Source organism: Stenotrophomonas sp. DR822, assembly GCF_019793815.1.
GTDB lineage: Bacteria > Pseudomonadota > Gammaproteobacteria > Xanthomonadales > Xanthomonadaceae > Stenotrophomonas > Stenotrophomonas indicatrix.
This window is the reverse complement of the sequence record NZ_CP081826.1, coordinates 3,919,954-3,936,149: the sequence shown is the minus strand read 5'-3', so window position 1 is coordinate 3,936,149 and position 16,196 is coordinate 3,919,954. Positions and strand designations below refer to the sequence as shown.

The 16,196-nt window shown below is 67.0% G+C and carries 9 protein-coding genes and 1 riboswitch; of the genes, 4 read left to right on the top strand and 5 right to left on the bottom strand.

The features are described from left to right. Positions 1–100: 100 nt before the first annotated feature. Positions 101–1,327, bottom strand: coding sequence for a multidrug effflux MFS transporter (locus K5K93_RS17800; RefSeq protein ID WP_222388577.1), 1,227 nt, complete (start codon positions 1,325–1,327; stop codon positions 101–103). Between the two features lie 299 nt (positions 1,328–1,626). Then, a riboswitch (glycine riboswitch) is annotated at positions 1,627–1,729 on the top strand. Positions 1,730–1,790: 61 nt separating this feature from the next. On the opposite strand from K5K93_RS17800, the gene gcvP reads away from it, so the two are divergent. Next, positions 1,791–4,658 carry an aminomethyl-transferring glycine dehydrogenase gene (gene gcvP / locus K5K93_RS17795; RefSeq protein WP_093818633.1) on the top strand — a complete coding sequence of 956 codons (2,868 nt, stop codon included), beginning with the start codon at positions 1,791–1,793 and terminating at the stop codon, positions 4,656–4,658. A gap of 100 nt (positions 4,659–4,758) precedes the next feature. Here gcvP and K5K93_RS17790 read toward each other — a convergent pair whose 3' ends face one another. From K5K93_RS17790 to K5K93_RS17780, 3 genes are all read right to left on the bottom strand, one after another. Beyond that, the gene (locus K5K93_RS17790) at positions 4,759–5,169 is read right to left on the bottom strand and encodes a VOC family protein (RefSeq protein WP_222388576.1); all 411 of its coding nucleotides are present in this window, start codon (positions 5,167–5,169) and stop codon (positions 4,759–4,761) included. A 102-nt stretch (positions 5,170–5,271) separates the two neighbouring features. Then, positions 5,272–6,648, bottom strand: coding sequence for an amino acid permease (locus tag K5K93_RS17785; RefSeq protein ID WP_025877063.1), 1,377 nt, complete (start codon positions 6,646–6,648; stop codon positions 5,272–5,274). Between the two features lie 75 nt (positions 6,649–6,723). After that, positions 6,724–7,446, bottom strand: coding sequence for an AraC family transcriptional regulator (locus K5K93_RS17780; RefSeq protein WP_222388575.1), 723 nt, complete (start codon positions 7,444–7,446; stop codon positions 6,724–6,726). Positions 7,447–7,564: 118 nt separating this feature from the next. Here K5K93_RS17780 and K5K93_RS17775 point away from each other — a divergent pair, with 118 nt between their 5' ends. Beyond that, a complete protein-coding gene (locus tag K5K93_RS17775; RefSeq protein WP_222388574.1) occupies positions 7,565–9,661 on the top strand; it encodes a catalase in 2,097 nt (698 codons plus the stop codon). 21 nt (positions 9,662–9,682) lie between these two features. Further along, positions 9,683–10,171: a hypothetical protein gene (locus tag K5K93_RS17770; RefSeq protein WP_222388573.1), complete on the top strand. Its 489-nt coding sequence runs from the start codon at positions 9,683–9,685 to the stop codon at positions 10,169–10,171. Here the strand turns inward: K5K93_RS17770 and K5K93_RS17765 are convergent. Continuing rightward, entirely contained in the window at positions 10,168–10,848 is a 681-nt protein-coding gene (locus K5K93_RS17765; protein ID WP_261311870.1) for an alpha/beta hydrolase, read from the bottom strand. The two genes, K5K93_RS17770 and K5K93_RS17765, sit on opposite strands and share 4 nt — an antisense overlap. Positions 10,849–11,218: 370 nt before the next feature. Between K5K93_RS17765 and K5K93_RS17760 the strand changes: the two genes are divergently transcribed. Further along, complete coding sequence (locus tag K5K93_RS17760) at positions 11,219–16,102, top strand: autotransporter domain-containing protein (RefSeq protein ID WP_222388571.1); 4,884 nt, start codon at positions 11,219–11,221, stop codon at positions 16,100–16,102. Positions 16,103–16,196: the final 94 nt, after the last annotated feature.

Sequence of the window (16,196 nt, the reverse complement as noted above, 5' to 3'; positions counted from 1 at the left end):
TGCACCCACGAACCGGCTCGCTGGAAACCCCAGCCTAATCCCTGGCCGCAGCGCCGCAACGGATCCGCGCGTGATGACGCGCCCTACCCCTGCACGACGCTCAATGCGCCGTGCTGGCTGCCTCTGATGCGCGCTCGCGCTGGTGCTCCCAGTACCAGAACACGAAGCCGGCCGCGAAGAAGCCCGCCTGTCCCAGTGCCAGGTGCAGCGGGTTGTTGTGCAGCAGCGGCGATACCACGCCGGCCACCACGGTGCTGATCATCAGCTGCACGAACGCCTGCAGCGACGACGCCAGGCCGCGCTGCAGCGGATACATGTCCAGCACCGCCAGCGCCAGGATCGGGAAGATCAGCGCCATGCCCATGCCGCCAAGGAAGATCGGCATCACCGCCCACGGCAGCGCGAACTGCGGCGCCAGGGTGACGTAGCCGATGTTCAGCACGGCAGAGACCGCACACAGGCTGAAACCGAGCGCGACCTGCCGGGTCGGTGTGCTGTGCCCGGCCATGCGCCCGGACAGGAACGAACCGGTGGTCATGCCGCCGATGGTGGGAATGAACAACCACGCAAAGCCACCTTCACCCAGATGCAGGTGCTGCATCACGATGGCCGGCGCCGAGGAGATGTACAGGAAGATGCCGCCGAACCCGATGCTGCCGGCCAGGGCCAGGCGCAGGAACCGCGGGTTGAAGCCGATGCGCACGTAATCGCGCAGCAACGTGCGTGGCGACAGGGCGATCCGCGCCTGCACCGGATGGGTTTCCGGCAGGAAGCGCGCGGTGGCCGCCAGCAGCACCAGCGCGAACACCACCAGGAACCAGAAGATCAGCGGCCAGCCGGCACCGCTGAGCAGGATCCAGCCACCGATGATCGGCGCGATGGCCGGGGCGATACCGAACAGCATCGACACCTGGCTCATCAGCCGCTGCGCGTCGTGGCCGTGGTACAGATCGCGGATCACCGCGCGGCCGACGATCATGCCCACGCCGGCGGACAGGCCCTGCAGTGCGCGGAACGCCAGCAGCGTGGTCAGGTCGGTAGACAACGCACAGCCCACCGAGGCGCCGACGAAGATCACCAGGCCGCCGAGGATCACCCGCTTGCGCCCCCACGCATCGGACAGCGGGCCATGGGCCAGGCTCATCAGGCCGTAGAACAGCAGGTAGACGCTGATGGTCTGCTGCACCGCCACCTCGTCCACCGCCAGGCGCTGGGCCAGCTGCGGAAACGCGGGAAAGATGGTGTCGATCGAGAACGGACCGAACATGGCCAGGCCAGCGAGCAACAGGGCCATGCGGCGGGTGGAAGGAGCAACGGCGGCGGTCATCGGGCAAGCGTCCGGCAGGGCCATGCATGACACGCACGGCGGGCGCCGATCCCCTGCAGCAGGGACGGCGCCAGATGAATACGAGAATCCCACCATCATAGGTGGGGAATGCGCGCGATGCCATGCAAGGATGCACAGAACGCACGCCCGGACCATCGGCCATTCAGCCCCGTGAGGCCAGCCCGGGCCACCGTCAGGCGCCGGCAACGAGCTATAATCGGCGGGCAACACGGTGGGAGAAGCAGGTCACCGCTGCCGAAGGCGCAACGCCCGTAATCGCTCAGGCCCGATACCACCCGTAACAGAACTCTGGAGAGACCGGTTCGATCCGGCGCCGAAGGGGCACGAAGCTGCGGTTTTCCGCGCTTTTAAACTCTCAGGCAAAAGGACAGAGGGGCGCCCGCAGACCGCCGACCGGCGGCTTGTGCCCGTGCGTGTGCCCTTTCCTGACGGATCCTTCGCCATGTCCCAGAACACCCCTTCCCTGCGTGAGCTCGAGCACCATTCGGCGTTCGTCGAGCGCCACATCGGCCCCAACGATGCCGAGATCGCGCAGATGCTCGGCGTCATCGGCCACGCCTCGCTGGATGCGATGACCGATGCCATCGTGCCGGCCAAGATCAAGTCGCCGGCACCGCTGGCGCTGCCGGAGTCGATCACCGAAGTGCAGGCGCTGGCGAAGATCCGCGCGATCGCCGACAAGAACACCGTGCTGCGCAGCTTCATCGGCCAGGGCTACTACGGCACCCACACGCCGAACGTGATCCTGCGCAACATCCTGGAAAACCCGGCCTGGTACACCGCCTACACCCCGTACCAGGCGGAAATCTCGCAGGGCCGCATGGAAGCGCTGATCAACTTCCAGACCCTGTGTGCCGACCTGACCGGCATGGAAATCGCCAACGCCTCGCTGCTGGACGAAGCCACGGCCGCCGCTGAAGCGATGACCCTGGCCAAGCGCTCGGCCAAGTCGAAGTCGGACACCTTCTTCGTGCACGACGCCGTGCACCCGCAGACGCTGGAACTGCTGCGCACCCGCGCCGAACCCATGGGCATCGTGCTGCGCGTGGGCACCCCGGCCGAAGCGCTGGAAGCGGAAGCCTTCGGCCTGCTGCTGCAGTACCCGGACACCTTCGGCCAGGTGGGCGACTACAAGGCGCTGGTCGATGCCGTGCACGCGCGCGGCGGCCTGGTGGCTGTGGCCACCGACCTGCTGGCACTGACCCTGCTGGCCGCCCCGGGCGAATGGGGTGCGGACATCGTGGTCGGCAACAGCCAGCGTTTCGGCGTGCCGTTCGGCTTCGGTGGCCCGCATGCGGCGTTCATGGCCTGCCGTGACGCCTACAAGCGTTCGATGCCGGGCCGCCTGATCGGCGTCTCGATCGACGCACAGGGCAACCCGGCCTACCGCCTGACCCTGCAGACCCGCGAACAGCACATCCGCCGCGAGAAGGCCACCTCCAACATCTGCACCGCACAGGTGCTGCTGGCGGTGATGGCCTCGATGTACGCCGTCTACCACGGCCCGGAAGGCCTGACCCGCATCGCCCGCCGCACCCATCGCCTGGCCGCCATCCTGGCCAGCGCGCTGCGCACTGCCGGTGTGCAGGTCGGTGCCGACTTCTTCGACACGCTGCACGTCACCGGTGTCGACGCCGACGCGATCCATGCCAAGGCCCGTGCCGCCGGCTACAACCTGCGTGCGATCGACAGCAGTTCGGTCGGCATCAGCCTGGACGAGACCGCCACCCGCGCCGACATCGTCGCCGTAGGCGCGCTGTTCGGTGCCACCGTTGATGTGGACGCGCTCGATGCCAGCACCGCCGATGCGCTGCCGGCCGGCCTGCTGCGCCAGTCCGCGTTCCTGACCCACCCGGTGTTCAACACCCACCACAGCGAGCACGAACTGCTGCGCTACCTGCGTTCGCTGGCCGACAAGGACCTGGCGATGGACCGCACGATGATCCCGCTGGGCTCGTGCACCATGAAGCTCAACGCCACCGCCGAAATGATCCCGGTGACCTGGCCGGAGTTCTCGCAGATCCACCCGCTGGTGCCGGCCGAGCAGGCGCTGGGCTACAAGGAACTGATCGATTCGCTGGAAGCGATGCTGGTCGAGTGCACCGGCTACGACGCCGTCAGCCTGCAGCCAAACTCCGGTGCGCAGGGCGAGTACGCCGGCCTGCTGGCGATCCGCGCCTACCACCGCTCGCGTGGCGAAGATCACCGTGACATCTGCCTGATTCCGGATTCGGCGCATGGCACCAACCCGGCCTCGGCGCAGATGTGCGGCATGAAGGTCGTGGTCACCAAGACCGATGCCAACGGCAACGTCGACGTTGAAGACATCCGCCTCAATGCCGAGAAGTACAGCGACCGCCTGGCCGCGATCATGATGACCTACCCGTCCACGCACGGCGTGTTCGAGGAAGAGGTGGTGGAGATCTGCGAGATCATCCACAAGCATGGCGGCCAGGTGTACACCGACGGCGCCAACATGAACGCCCTGGTCGGCGTGGCCAAGCCGGGCAAGTGGGGTTCGGACGTTTCGCACCTGAACCTGCACAAGACCTTCTGCATCCCGCACGGCGGCGGCGGCCCGGGCGTTGGCCCGTGTGCGGTCAAGTCGCACCTTGCCCCGTTCCTGCCGGGCAAGCTGGGTGACAACGGTCCGGTCGGCATGGTCAGCGCCGCCAGCTTCGGCAGCGCCTCGATCCTGCCGATCAGCTGGATGTACATCGCGATGATGGGCACCGAGGGCCTGCGCAAGGCCACCCAGGTCGCCCAGCTCAACGCCAACTACATCGCCAAGCGCCTGGCCCCGCACTTCAAGACCCTGTACACCGGTCGCAACGGCCTGGTCGCGCACGAGTGCATCCTGGACGTGCGTCCGCTGGAGAAGGCCAGCGGCATCGGTGCCGAAGACGTGGCCAAGCGCCTGATCGACTTCGGCTTCCATGCCCCCACCCTGAGCTTCCCGGTGGCCGGCACGCTGATGGTCGAACCGACCGAAAGCGAATCGCTGCACGAGCTGGACCGCTTCATCGACGCGATGATCCAGATCCGCGAAGAGATCACCGCGATCGAAGACGGCCGCCTGGACCGCGAGGACAACCCGCTGAAGAACGCCCCGCACACGGCCACGGCCGTGACCGCCAGCGAGTGGACCCACGCCTACCCCCGCGAGCTGGCCGCCTTCCCGCTGCCGAGCCTGAAGCTGCAGAAGTACTGGCCGCCGGTCGCCCGCGTCGACAACGTGTACGGCGACAAGAACGTGATGTGTGCCTGCATCCCGGTCGATGCCTACAAGGATGATGAAGTCGAGGCGTAAGCCATCGCGGCATCGGAAATGAGAACGGCCCGCGCAAGCGGGCCGTTCTTGTTTTCCGGTAGCGCCGGGCCATGCCCGGCGAGCGCAGCGGCAGAACGCGTCACGGGTCGGGCATCTGCCCCAGGCTCAACTGCCACGACACGCCGAAGCGGTCCTGCACCCAGCCGTAGCGGCTGCTGAAATCCTGCTCGCCCACCGGCATCAGCCAGTGCCCGCCGTCACCCAGCACGCGCGCGGCACGCTCGAATGATTCGGCGCCGGAACACTCGACGAACAGCGAGATCGAGGGCGTGAAGGTGAAGTCGTGCATATCCAGGCTGTCAAAGCACAGGTAGTGGGTGCCGCCGAGCAGGAAAATGGCCTGGCGAACCTGCCCGGGCACGCCCGCGCCCGCCCCGTCCGGGTGGCGCTGCAGGGCCAGCAGGCGGAATTCGGCGAAGGCTTCGGCATACACGGCCAGCGCCGCTTCGGCCTGGCCGGTGAACATCAGGAAGGGACGGCTGCGCAGCATGCGGTGCTCCCGTTCGTCGGGCCGGTGATGGCCCACCCGATCAGGATGGCACGGCGGATGTGCAGCCCCCGTGGTAGCGCCGGGCCATGCCCGGCGGCCCCATCACGCCTCGCGCATGCGCCGGGCGATGGCGCTGCTGGCCGCGATGGTCGCCGTCAGCGCCACCATGGACAGGAACTGCAGGCGCGTATGCGCTTCACTCAGCAACAGGCCGAAGATCAGCGCCAGGATCGCCAGCGCACAGACAGTCAGCCACGGGAAGCCCGCCATGCGGAACGGCAGGCGCGTGCCCAGGCGGTCGGCGCGACGGCGCAGCACCAGTTGCGAGACCAGCGACAACGTCCACACCAGCAGGCAGGTGGAGCCGACGATGTTCAGCAGCACCGGCAACACCTTGTCCGGGAACAGCAGTTCCATGATGGTGGCGGCAAAGCCGAACAGGACGCTGGCCAGCACCGCGATCACCGGCACCTGGCGCGGATCGGTCCAGCCCAGCACGGCCGGTGCTTCGCGGCGTTGCGCCAGCGAATACATCATGCGCGAGGCGCCGTAGAGGTTGGCATTGAGCGCTGACAGCAGGGCGATCACCGCGATCAGGGTGATGGCGGTGGCCGCGCCCGGAATATTGGCGACATCAAGAACAGCGGCAAACGGCGACTTCAGCGCTTCGCTGGTCCACGGCACCACGGCGATGATCACGCTCAGCGAACCGATGTAGAACACCAGGATGCGCCAGGCCACGGTGCGGATGGCACGGGCGATGCTGCGCTCGGGGTCTTCGGTCTCCGCCGCAGCGACGGCCACGATTTCGGTGCCACCGAAGGCGAACACCACCACCAGCAGCGCCGCGCCGATGCCGGCCAGTCCCTTCGGTGCGAAGCCACCGTGCTCGGTGAAGTTGCTCAGGCCTGGCGAGGCCACCTGCGGCAGCCAGCCCATCAGCAGCGCCACGCCCACGGCGATGAAGGCCAGGATCGCCGCCACTTTGAGGATGGCGAACCAGAATTCGAACTCGCCGAAGTTCTTCACCCCGAGCAGGTTGATCGCGGTGAAGAACAGCATGAAGGCCAATGCCGCCATCGGTACCGGCACCACCGGCCAGACCGTGGCCAGCAACCCGGCCGCACCCACCGCCTCGGCGGCGATCACGATGACCAGCTGCACCCACCACAGCCAGCCCACGGTGGCACCGGCGGTGGCGCCCATGGCATCGGCCGCATACACCGAGAACGCACCGCTGGTCGGCTTGGCCGCAGCCATTTCCCCCAGCGCGTTCATCACGATGATCACCAGCGCGCCGGCCACCAGGTAGGACACCAGCACCGCCGGGCCAGCCGCCTGCACGCCCACGCCGGAGCCGAGGAACAGGCCGGCGCCGATGGCGCTGCCCAGCCCCATCATGATCAGCTGGCGTGGCTTGAGCGAATGGCCGAGGCGGGAGGGCGAAGCGGTGGTATCGGGGGTGGCGGGCATCGGCAGGGCTGGCGGCGGCTACAAGGGCGACACCTTACCGTGTCCAGCCGCCGCGGGGATAGGCACAGCGCAGCAGGAAACTCAGGCCGGTACCGGCTCGCCGACATTGCCGCCGATGCGGGCGCGGTAGGCACGCGGGGAGAAACCGGTTTCAGCCTTGAACTTGCGGGTGAACGCGCTCTGGTCGCTGAAACCGCAGGCCTGGCCGATGCAGGCGATGCTCTCGTTGCCATGCAGCAGGTGCATGGCCATCTGGATCCGCAGCCGGGTCAGCACCTGCTGCGGCGTCATCTGGAACACCTTGCGGAAGCTGCGCTCCAGCTTGGACAGCGAGAATCCGGTGATGTCCAGCAGCGTCTGCATCCGCACGTTCTCGGCGTAGTGCATATTGAGGTGGGCCAAGGCCAGACGAAGCTGCTCGTACTGGGTCCCGAGGCTGTCCTTCTGGCCAAGGTCGCGGGAAATGCCGATCAGCCCCTCGACCTGCCCGTCCACCAGCAGCGGGCGTTTGCAGGTCAGGCACCAGCCCGGTTCGCGGTTGGCGAACAGGTGCAGCTCCATCAGGTTCTCGATCACCTCGCCGGACAGCACGCGTGCGTCCTGGTCGACATAGTCCGCACTCAGGCCGGTGGGGTAGATCTCGGCCGCGGTGCGTCCGATCACGTCCTTGCGCGCACGCAGGCCCAGCCGTCGCAGCATGGTCTGGTTGACGTAGGTGTAGCGGCCCTGGCGGTCCTTCATGAAGAACAGCACGTCCGGAATGGCGTCGAACAGGGCTTCGATGTCGGCGGGTTCGACTCGCATGCGGCAAGCATACCCGAGCCGCCGATTTGTCTGCGCGTTCACTCCCACGGGACCGTGCATTAACGCCGGCGGCGCCACTGTCTGGGGTCTGCCCCCTACCCGCTCCAGGAGATCCTCCATGGCCGCCAGCAAGCCGACCGGCAAGCGCGCTCCCGCCACCACCTCCGCTGACCGTGACAGCCGCGGCCAGGGCGATGAACTGCATCAGCTCGCAGGAGGCGCCCATCCGGTACTGACCAGCAACCAGGGCATTCCGGTTGCCGACAACCAGAACTCCCTGCGCCAGGGACCGCGTGGCCCCACCCTGCTGGAAGACTTCCTGCTGCGCGAGAAGATCACCCACTTCGACCACGAGCGTATTCCCGAGCGCATCGTCCACGCGCGCGGTTCGGCTGCCCACGGCTTCTTCGAGCTGACCCGGTCGCTGGGCAAGGTGACCCGGGCGAAGATCCTCACCGAGGTCGGGGTGAAGACGCCGGTGTTCACCCGCTTCTCCACGGTTGCCGGCGGCGCCGGCTCGGTCGACACCCCGCGCGACGTGCGCGGCTTTGCGGTGAAGTTCTACACCGGGGAAGGCAACTGGGACCTGGTCGGCAACAACATTCCGGTGTTCTTCATCCAGGACGCGATCAAGTTCCCCGACCTGATCCATGCGGTGAAGATGGAACCGGACCGCGCCTTCCCGCAGGCGGCCAGCGCACACGACACGTTCTGGGATTTCGTCTCGCTGATGCCCGAATCGATGCACATGATCATGTGGGCGATGAGCGACCGCACGATTCCGCGCTCGCTGCGCACCATCGAAGGCTTCGGCATCCACAGCTTCCGCCTGCTGGATGAAGAAGGGAACTCCACCTTCGTCAAGTTCCACTGGCGGCCGAAGCTGGGGCTGCAGTCCACCGTCTGGGACGAGGCGCTGAAGCTGCAGGCCGCCGACAACGATTTCCACCGCCGCGACCTGTTCGAGGCGATCCAGCGCGGCGACTTCCCCGAGTGGGAGCTGGCCGTGCAGCTGTTCACCGAAGAACAGGCCGATGGCTTCCCGTTCGACCACCTGGACCCGACCAAGATCATCCCCGAGTCGCTGGTGCCGCTGCAGGTGATCGGACGCATGGTGCTGGACCGCTGGCCGGACAACTTCTTCGCCGAAACCGAGCAGGTCGCCTTCTGCCCGGCCAACGTGCCACCGGGCATCGATTTCAGCAACGACCCGCTGCTGCAGGGGCGGCTGTTCTCCTACCTGGATACCCAGCTGATCCGCCTGGGCGGACCGAACTTCAACCAGATTCCGATCAACGCACCGAAGTGCCCCTTCGCCAACCACCAGCGCGATGGCCATATGCAGATGCAGGTGCCGAAGGGGCGCGTGGCCTACGACCCCAGTTCGCTGCAAGAGGACAGCCCGCGCGAAACGCCCGCCGGTTTCCGCAGCCACGCCAGTGCCGATGATGGGCGCAAGGGCCGCACCCGCGCGGAGAGCTTTGCCGACCACTACAGCCAGGCGCGGATGTTCTTCCGCAGCCTGGAAAAACCGGAACAGGCGCACCTGGCCTCGGCGCTGGTGTTCGAGCTGTCGAAGGTGGAAACCGAGAAGGTGCGCGTGCGCACCGTCAGCCATCTGCGCAACATCGACGAAGGCCTGGCCAAGCGCGTGGCCGACGGGCTGGCACTGGGCACCCTGCCCGCCCCGGCACCGACGGCAACCCCAGCACAGGACCTGCCCGCCGCACCCGAGGTCCGCGTGATCGGCCGCAACAAGCCCCTGCTGCAGGGGCGCTGCATCGGCATCCTGTTCGACGAGGGCTCCGATGCACGGGTGATCGCCACTCTGCGCAAGTCCGCCGAAAAGGCCGGCGCCAGCGTCAAGCTGGTCGCACCGAAAGTCGGTGGCGCCACGCTCAGCGACGGCAAAGTACAGGCCGCCGACGGACAGTTGGCCGGTACCCCGTCGGTGGTGTTCGACGCAGTGGCGGTCGTGCTGAGTGCCGACGCCGGCAAGGCCTTGGCCAAGGAAGCGGCAGCCGTGGGCTTTGTCAGCGATGCCTGGGCGCACCTGAAAGCCATCGCCAGTGACGAAGGCGCACAGGCCCTGTTGAAGGCAGCGCGCGTCGGCAACGATGCCGGCACCGTCGAGGCCGAGGACAGCAAGGCCTTCCTCACCGCTGCTGCCACCCGCCAGTGGGCTCGCGAGCCGAAGCTGCGCCTGCTGGCCTGACCATCCGACAGGAGAATCCCCATGCCCCGTGGTGACAAATCCGCCTATACCGACAAGCAGAAGCGCCAGGCCGAGCATATCGAAGAGAGTGAGCGCGAACGCGGTGCCAGTGAAGGCACCGCCGAGCGTATCGCCTGGGCCACCGTGAACAAGCAGGATGGGGGTGGCAAGCGCAGCGGCAGCGCGCGCAAGGCAACGAAGAAGGTGGCCAGAAAGACAACGGCGAAGAAGGCTTCCGCAAGCAAGGCGCCGGCGAAGAAGGTGGCGAAGAAGACCGCCGCGAAAAAGACGCCTGCGAAGAAGACACCTGCAAAGAAGACGGCTGCAAAGAAGGCTGCAAAGAAGGCGGTTAAGAAGGCCCCTGCAAAGAAGGCGGCCACCGGGAAGGCAACGCAGAAGAGCGCCTCACGCAGCACCGCAGCGAAGAAGGCCGCCAAAACCCGTGCAGCAAAAAAGGCGGTACGCAAGACTGCGGCGAAGAAGGCCGCACGCACCCGCGCCGGCAGTTAGCCGGTAGCGGGTAGCGCCCTCACCCAACCGGCCACCACCGCGGCGGCCGGTTCGGCACAGGCCAGCAGCAGCAGATGCGGCCCGTCCAGGGCCACGTGCCGCGCGTCCGGCAGCAGGGTCTGCAGCTCGGCTACGCTCGGCGGCCACAGCAGCCGGTCATGGCCTGCCTGCAGGCACAGCGTCGGCACCCCGATCTGCGGCAGCAATGCGCGTACGTCGACCCGCAGGGTCGCTGCGGCGCGCTGCCGCAACGTGGTCGCTGGAACCTGAGCCAACGCATCGCGCAGCATCGACGTGTGCTCGCCGGTGCGCCACTGCCCCAGCAGCAGTCGCGCCAGCAGCGGCAACGGCGGCATCGGCCATGCAAGCGCAAGCGCCATCGCGGCGGCGGGGGGCAATGGCACCGGCCGCCGTGCGAAGGTCGTGCACAGCACCAGTCCCCGGAGACCGGGAAGCAGGCCTGCGGCCAGTTCAACCGCAAGAGGGCCGGCAAAGGACTCGGCAACAAGCACGAACGGCTGCGCAGGCAGTTGCGGACGTACCACCTCTGCCAATGTTCTGTAGTCCTGCGCCCCCACGCTGGGCAGCGCCAGTACGCGCGCATCGAGTCCACCTGTGCGCAGCGCCCCCAGAAAAGGCACTGACAGCCGCCCGGTGCCATCCAGCCCCGGCAACATGACGACCTGCAGTGTCAACGCCGCACTCAATGCGAAACCGGCCCATGTCCGCAACGGAGGACATCAAGCATGATCGAACGCGCACAGGTACGCCATACGCAGGGGTACGCGGGCATGCGGCATGACCGGTTCAGAAGCCCCCGTTGGCAACGGCGAAGAAACGGATAGAATCGCCGCCACACGGGTCGCCAGCGGTGGCCCAGGGGATTGAGGAAGGACGTGCCACGGCACGGAAATTGCATCACGGCAATGGACTGTCGACCGGCAACCCGGCCGACATCGGGAATCTGACAGGAAGGAACGGCCCACCGGCAGAGGCGCCCAAGCGCAGTGCGGTGGCTGACATTCGTGGATTGATCAGGGGGATCGCATGTCCGCACCAAACTTTGCCCGTCCGCTGCTGCGGGCGGCGCTGCTGTTGCTGTGCCTTGCCGTGGCGCTGACCGCGCATGCCGCACCTACGGTCCTGACGTTCAGCAACAACGGCGGTCTCGGCGGCCCCATTGCCAGCAGCGGCCAGGGCGGCTCCGCCACCATACCCGGGCTCAGCATCCAGATCGGCCATATCTCCGACAGCAACGGTACGCCCTCCGGCATGATCGGCTGGCAATCGGCGGCGGCGCTCTATGACAGTGACAACTTCGACGGTCTGACCGACGCCGCGCTTGTCGATGGCTATCGCGGCATGATTGTCCGCTCTGCCGACGGCAAGGAATTCCAGCTGACGGCATTCCGCTACTACAACTGGGGGGAGACCAGTAGTGCCCCGATCATCGTCGCGGGCTTTCGCAATGGTCGTCAGGTCGCCTCGACATCATTCGAAGCCTACAAGGCAGATTTCAGTTCAGTGCAGGTCACTCTGCCGTACTTCACCAACGTCGATGAGGTCCGCCTGTACACCGCCAGCGGAAACCCCAGTTGGCACACGATCAACAACCTGGTGATCGATCCGGTGCCGGTGCCTGAGGCACCGGACGCTCCACAGATCGGTGCTGCGACGGCCGGCAATGCGCAGGCATCGGTGAGCTTCACAGCCCCTGCCGACAATGGCGGCGCGACCATCACCGGATACACCGTGACCTCCTCACCTGGCGGCCTGCTCGCCAACGGCAGCAGTTCTCCGCTGGTGGTGACCGGATTGACCAATGGCACCTCGTACACGTTCAGGGTCACAGCTACCAATTCGATCGGGACCAGCGAACCTTCGGCGGCCTCGGCACCGGCAATCCCCAAGGGTGACCAGACGATCTCCTTCGCCGATCCAGGTGCGCAGGCTTTCGGCAGCAACCCGACATTGACCGCTTCCACCACGTCCGGCCTTGCAGCGACGTTCACCTCCAGCACCACGGGGGTGTGCAGCATCACCGGTGGCGGCACCCTGACCTTTGCCACCACGGGCATCTGCACCATTGATGCCCACCAGGCTGGCGATTCCGCCTGGAATCCCGCGCCCACGGTCAGTCGTTCCTTTGCCGTCAACGCCGTCGCACCGGATGCGCCGACCATCGGTGCGCCCACGGCCGGCAACGGCCAGGTGTCGCTGGCCTTCACCGCACCGGCAAGCAACGGTGGTTCGGCCATCACCAGTTACACGGCAACCTCCGCACCGGGTGGCTTCACCGCCTCGGGCGCGGGCTCGCCACTGGTCGTCACTGGCTTGGACAACGGCACGACCTACACCTTCACCGTTACCGCAACCAATGCCATCGGCACCGGCGCACCATCGGCCAGCTCCAGTGCCGTCACACCGAAGGGCACGCAGACCATCACCTTCAACAATCCTGGCTCGCAGAACTTCGGCACCTCGCCGACGTTGACCGCCAGCAGCAGCTCCGGCCTGCCGGTGACGTTCACCTCCACCACCACCGGCGTGTGCACGATCACCAGCGGCGGCGCACTGACGTTCACCACCGCCGGCACCTGCAGCATCGATGCCGACCAGAGTGGAAACGGAACGTTCGCTGCGGCACCCACCGTTGCGCGGAGCTTCACGGTCAATGCCGTCGTGCCGACCGCACCCACCATGGGCACCGCGACGGCGGGCGATGGCCAAGCGACAGTGACGTTCAGCGCCCCCGCCAGCAGCGGAGGCGCTGCCATCACCGGCTACACCGTTACTGCAAACCCAGGCGGTGCCACCGGCACCGGCGGCGGTTCGCCGATCACCGTGACCGGCCTTACCAACGGCGTGAGCTATACCTTCTCCGTGACGGCCACCAACAGTGCCGGCACCGGCAGCGGATCATCCGCCTCCAACGCCATCATTCCCGCCTCGCCGCAGACCATCACCTTCGCCAATCCGGGTGCACAGAACTACGGCACGACACCGACGCTGACGGCCACGTCGACGTCGAATCTGCCGGTGTCGCTCACTTCGTCCACCGCTGGCGTCTGCACGATCAGCAGCGGCACCCTGGCGTTCCTGAGCGCCGGCACCTGCACCATCAATGCCAATCAGCCGGGCGACAGCGCCTATCTGGCTGCGGCTCAGGTCAGCCAGTCGTTCACCGTCAATGCCGTGGCGCCGGGCGCGCCTACAGCGGTCAACGCGACGCCATCGGGCACCGGTGAAATCAGGGTGGCGTTCACCGCACCGGCGGGCAACGGTGGCGCCACCATCAGCGGCTACACGGTGACCTCCAGCCCCGGTGGCATCACTGCATTTGGTGCGGCCAGCCCACTCACGGTCAGCGGCCTCACGGTCGGCCAGTCCTATACCTTTACCGTCACTGCCAGCAACAGCGCCGGCACCGGTGGCCCGTCCACCGCGTCCAATGCAGCGGTGGCGGCCGATGCCATCGTCGCCAGCAACTCCACCGCCGCGGTACCCTATGGCACGCCCAGCACCATCACTCTGAGCATCAGTGGCGTGGCCACGCAGGTAACCGTCGGCAGCGCGCCGACGCACGGCAACCTGACGCTCTCCGGCATCACGCCCACCTACACGCCGACCGTGGGTTACGCCGGGCCCGATACCTTCACCTACACCGCGACCGACGGCAACATGACCTCGGCACCGGCTACGGTCAGCATCACCGTCGGCGCAGCGACGCTGGCGTTGACACCGGCCACGCTGGCCAGCGCCACGGCCGGCAGCAGCTATCAGCAGAGCCTGTCCAGCAGTGGAGGCGCGGCACCCTACAGCTACCAGCCGGTCGGCGCACTGCCGCCAGGCATCAGCCTGTCGGCCAGCGGCGAGCTCAGCGGCAATCCGAACACGGCCGGCAGCTACAGCTTCGACATCACCGCCACCGACAGCAGTACCGGTACCGGTCCGTTCTCCGTTACCCGCAGCTACACCGTGGTGGTAGCCGCACCGCAGATCGGCTTCGCGTTGTCGAGCCTGCCGCAGTCGTCGACCGCCGTTGCCTACACACAGCAACTGCAGGTTTCCGGCGGTGCCGCGCCGTATGCTTTCCAGGTGACGTCCGGCGCTCTGCCTTCCGGTCTGAGCCTGGGCAGCGACGGCACGTTCTCCGGCACGCCGACGGGCGCCGGCAGCTATGCATTCACCGTGACTGTCACCGACGCCAACAACTTCACCGCCAGCCAGGCATTCACCCTGCAGGTGATCGAGGCCGTCCAGCAGATCACCGCATTCGTGGCCAATCCCACGGCGCCGCTTTACAGCGTCGATGGTCGCTTCTCAGTCTCCGCCAACGGCGGCGCGTCGGGCAGTCCGGTGGTCTTCGCCAGCACCACCCCTGACATATGCCGCGTGGAAGGCAACGCCGTAGTGATGCTGGCAGCTGGACGTTGCAGCCTGACCGCCAACCAGGCGGGCAACGCGCAATACCAGGCCGCCGTGCAGGCGACGCTGGACGTGGACATCACCGCCGCTGTGCCGGTGCTGCAGTGGCCGCAGGAACTGCACAAGGTGTTCGGTGAAGCGGCGTTCGACCTGGTTGATCCGCAGAGCCCCAGCCGCGGCGCCTTCAGCTACAGCAGCAGCAATACGTCGGTCGCCAGCGTACAAGGCCGTACCGTCACCGTGGTCGGCGAAGGCGTGGCCGTTCTCACCGTCAGCCAGGCCGCCGCCGGTGGCTTTGCGGCGGGCACCGCGCAGTTGCGCCTGGTGGTCAGCCAGCGCCCGGATCCGAGCCGCGACCCCGGCGTGATCGCCAACGTGCAGGCGCAGGTCGATGCCAGCGTACGCTTCGCCAGCGCACAGCAGGCCAACATCCGCGACCGCCTGCGCCAGGTGCGTAGCGGCAGCAACGCGTCGAGCAACCAGTTGTCGTTGAGCTACAGCGGTGGCAATGATCTGCCCAGCGTGTCGGTGCCGATGTCGCGGCTGGGTGGCGACGCGCTGCCCGCACTTCCTGCCGGCTGGGGCATGTGGGCTTCGGGCAGCGCCAGCTATGGTACCGGTGCCGGTCACAGCAGCTACGACTTCCGCACCGATGGCCTCAGCGTGGGTGTGGACCGTGCCTTCGGTGACCAGTTCCTGTTCGGCGTCGCCGGTAGTATCGGCCGCAACAACAGCGACATGGAGGGCAGCGATGCGCGGGTGAAATCCGATCAACGTTCGCTGGCCGCCTACGGCCTGTGGCGCGGTGGCGACCACCTGTTCGTCGATGGTGTGATCGCGACCGGCACGCTGGATTTCGATACCCGCCGCTGGAGCGCGGACGCTGATGCCTTCGCACAGGGCAAGCGTGATGGTGACCAATGGTTTGGTTCGCTGGCCGTCGGCTACGAACACCGCAACGCGGGGATGACGCTGACCGGTTACGGCCGTATTGAAGCAAGCCGCAGTACGCTGGACAGCTACCGCGAGAATGGCGCAGGCCTGTATGACCTGGTCTATCGCGAGCAGGTGGTGCGCAACAGCGCGGTTGCGCTGGGGTTGGAGGGTGCGTATCTGCCGGCAGACCCGGAAGCGCGTGTGCGTCCGTTCTGGAGCATCGAGTACCGCCAGGCGCTGGATGACAAGGGCGATGCGTACCTGAACTACGCGGTGGGCCCACGTGCGCAGGACTATCAGCTGCGCATGCAGAGCTACAACGACCATGCGTTGTCGATTGCCGCCGGCATGGACGTGCGCCTGCAGCGTGGCTGGTTCATGTCGCTGCTGCTGGGCCATGAACAGACCCGTGGCTCGGGTCGTGCCAGCAGCATCGGACTGCGTGTCGGCTACGGTGCCGTCGGCGGCGCTGCCGCGACCGGCGCTGTCGGCAGCACCGACGCCACCGGCAAGCAACGCTGCAACCCGCGTCGTTGCCCGCCGCAGGCCAGCGCCGCACCGCGCTGAGCCTGTCCTGGAACCGGCATGCCGCCGCCGCTTTTGGGGGGCATGCCGGATCGGCGATACTTGCGCCCCCGCCGCAGGACGCGGCTGCCAAGGA

What these genes read in the sequence shown, in the direction of transcription:
- K5K93_RS17800 (WP_222388577.1), bottom strand. Translation starts at nt 1,327, where the DNA reads ATGACCGCCGCCGTTGCTCCTTCCACCCGCCGCATGGCCCTGTTGCTC.
- gcvP (WP_093818633.1), top strand. Translation starts at nt 1,791, where the DNA reads ATGTCCCAGAACACCCCTTCCCTGCGTGAGCTCGAGCACCATTCGGCG.
- K5K93_RS17790 (WP_222388576.1), bottom strand. Translation starts at nt 5,169, where the DNA reads ATGCTGCGCAGCCGTCCCTTCCTGATGTTCACCGGCCAGGCCGAAGCG.
- K5K93_RS17780 (WP_222388575.1), bottom strand. Translation starts at nt 7,446, where the DNA reads ATGCGAGTCGAACCCGCCGACATCGAAGCCCTGTTCGACGCCATTCCG.
- K5K93_RS17775 (WP_222388574.1), top strand. Translation starts at nt 7,565, where the DNA reads ATGGCCGCCAGCAAGCCGACCGGCAAGCGCGCTCCCGCCACCACCTCC.
- K5K93_RS17770 (WP_222388573.1), top strand. Translation starts at nt 9,683, where the DNA reads ATGCCCCGTGGTGACAAATCCGCCTATACCGACAAGCAGAAGCGCCAG.
- K5K93_RS17765 (WP_261311870.1), bottom strand. Translation starts at nt 10,848, where the DNA reads ATGTTGCCGGGGCTGGATGGCACCGGGCGGCTGTCAGTGCCTTTTCTG.
- K5K93_RS17760 (WP_222388571.1), top strand. Translation starts at nt 11,219, where the DNA reads ATGTCCGCACCAAACTTTGCCCGTCCGCTGCTGCGGGCGGCGCTGCTG.